At 46.3% G+C, this 2,510-nt stretch carries 3 protein-coding genes; 1 reads left to right on the forward strand and 2 read right to left on the reverse strand.

Annotated features, from left to right (window positions below):
• Positions 1-12 precede the first annotated feature (12 nt).
• On the forward strand, positions 13-441 hold the full coding sequence (locus tag H5T41_10975) for a DUF3276 family protein (GenBank protein MBC7109280.1): 429 nt from the start codon (positions 13-15) through the stop codon (positions 439-441).
• 174 nt (positions 442-615) lie between these two features.
• Here the strand turns inward: H5T41_10975 and H5T41_10980 are convergent, their stop codons facing one another.
• Entirely contained in the window at positions 616-1,980 is a 1,365-nt protein-coding gene (locus H5T41_10980) for a hypothetical protein (GenBank protein ID MBC7109281.1), read from the reverse strand.
• The gene (locus H5T41_10985; protein MBC7109282.1) at positions 1,973-2,458 is read right to left on the reverse strand and encodes a hypothetical protein; all 486 of its coding nucleotides are present in this window, start codon (positions 2,456-2,458) and stop codon (positions 1,973-1,975) included. The genes H5T41_10980 and H5T41_10985 overlap by 8 nt, the downstream gene beginning before the upstream one ends.
• Positions 2,459-2,510 lie beyond the last annotated feature (52 nt).

Genomic DNA, 2,510 nt, shown 5'->3' on the forward strand with positions numbered 1-2,510 from the left:
GAGGGGTGATAAATGAGCAGTGAGAAGGCCGAAGGAAAAGAATTGTTTTCCCAACGCTTAGTCGCTGGCAAGCGAACGTATTTCTTTGACGTAAAAGAATCGCGGGAGGGCGTAAAGTTCTTAGTAATCACTGAATCAAGGCTGGTCGGGGAGAAGCGAGAACGCAGCAGCATAATGATTTTCCAAGAGCACTTGGCGGCATTTCTTGCAGCATTACAGGAAATTCTTGAAATCGCAGGATTTAGATTCAAAACTTATGACTTGCAAACCATACGCCAACACTATCCGAAGGCCTACGCAAAATGGGCAGAGGAAGAAGACAAACGCTTGACAGAAGAATATCAAGGTGGAAAAACGATTGAAGAACTCGCAAAGGCCTTTCAACGCAAGCCCAGTGCTATCCGTGCTCGTTTGAGAAAGCTAGGATTGCTAAAAGAGTAACCACTTAGCCGCTTTTCAGTTCTCGACACTGCTTAAGAAGAGATAGGGCTCTCTGAAGTCTCTCAAAGAGCTTGTGCGGGCCCACTCCTGGTGCATGAGGCTAGCTCATATATCGTTTCAATATGGCTACTCCACAGGACCTAGAAATCCAACCTAAAAAACTTCGAATGCTTTTCATTTGGCTTGCGACAGCCGCGCTAAGCGTACTTCCTTAATCCTCTCTACAATCCATTTTTCGGAGAAACCTAATTCACGCAACAAACAGCATTCAACTAAGATCTTTAACCTTTCGGTTATGTCGAACAACGTGATCGGATCCGCGGCCTTCTGCTTAAGTTCAGGGTCGTAATGTGTCAAATAGTTCCTCGTGTCAATCACGGTAGAAATAAAATGCTTGATGTCCTTTTTACCACCAATTATCCTGTTAGCTACGGCTATAAACATCTCACAAATATCCGCTAAGCGGGCGCGCAAGCTAACTTCGTTGCTATATTTGAACTTTTCCATCAGCCATTGACGCCACTGACTTGGAACCGAATCAGTAATTTCCTTGACGCGTTTTTGGTGTTCTTCCTCTGGCAACTCCTGTCCTCCTATCTTTAATCGGTGAAATGCTTCTAAAGCATGGACTATTGTGAGAAAGGCGAGTTCAATAGGCATTTCTGAGGCACGCAAAGTGGCTAAGTAAAGATTTGACACCGGCTCTAAACGAGTCTTTATGTCAAACCATTTACGCACAAAGAGTTCGAACTCGTTACAGATGTCGTTAAAATTGAAAAGCGGCCAATAAATATGAAGAAATGACCGATCAGATGATGCTCCCCGTGAGACCCCGTAAAGAATTTCTACTTCGCTGCCGCTTTCGCTAGTGTGTCCAACCACTTCAGTAGGAATAGCGGGGTATAACAATGCAAAACTCACAAGATCAAGCATTGTGTGCACCAACTTCCGACACTCATTATAAGGTCGCGGGGTAGGAGGAATAATTCTGAAGAAAGTCTTTCTTTGCAGGCATACCTCCCGCTGTATCCGCGATAATTTCGGACGCGTAATTCTAGCTTCTAATAGTACTTGCGTCCCATCGTCCAGAATAGCTTTAAAAGGTTCGGGTTCCTCAAACTCGATGCAAAACCTTTTGCTCATTAAGTCCTTAAACTGCGGAAATTCTACCCAACGAAAGTTTGCCCAAGAGTCGAGTTCCGACGACTCAAAACGTATAGATGAAAAGATATGTTTCTCCGGGTCAATATGCGCTCCTAAAAACGCTGTTTGAGCAACGAAGTCTGATATCATTGCACCTACTCCGCTAATTTGGCGGCTAACTTCCAAACAACGGTACAAAGTAATTTCGCCTCGTCGTTCAGGCACAATCCCCCAAACGCGTTCTGGAGCAAATACCCCGCTTGGACTGTCTTCTAAAACACCGGCTAGCTCAAGTCTAACGCCTTTGTCTGGCGAGAACCTGAAAGTCCCACCCACCTTTTTATTAGGGTCTTGTGGCAACCACCACTCCCCTCGATATTCCAATTCTCTAAACACGGTTTTCCTCCTTGTTTCTCCAGATTTCCGCAAGTTCTTTGTCCGTGAGGCCCCAAAGTTGGGCGGCGAGCTGGTCAATGCGCTCCTCGATTTCGCGTAGGCGGGCTACGTCACCCTGAACCGCAGCCTCGTGGGCTTCATGAGAACTCTTAGCCAGTGCTTTGTGTACCGAACTTTCTGGATCATACTTAAAAATTCGAATGTGATCCAAAACGTGTGGATCTGGATGTAAGACTATGTAGCCCCTGACAATTATTCTTACGAGGGTTGAGTTCAGAAGCCCGCAGACAAAGTGCGCTTCCTCCTCACAACCACAATCAATCATAATTAGCGTGTGATCTGGAACTACAGGCTTATCAGAAACTAGCGGTGCAACCGCTGCTTCAAGCTCATGGCCAACTTCGGGCCACACAACTTTCCAGGGGGCGAAGGTGTAGTCGCCGACGTCAAACATGGAGTAAAACGGCCCAGTCTCCACAATCTCACCCGTTTTCTCCTTGCGGGTAAAGTACCGTTTGAACGCAGCCCGC

The organism is Methanomassiliicoccales archaeon (genome assembly GCA_014361295.1).
In the GTDB taxonomy this organism is placed as follows: Archaea; Thermoplasmatota; Thermoplasmata; order Methanomassiliicoccales; family JACIVX01; genus JACIVX01.

Excerpts from the sequence above, each read along its gene's own strand:
- H5T41_10975 (MBC7109280.1), top strand. The coding sequence starts at position 13 with ATGAGCAGTGAGAAGGCCGAAGGAAAAGAATTGTTTTCCCAACGCTTA.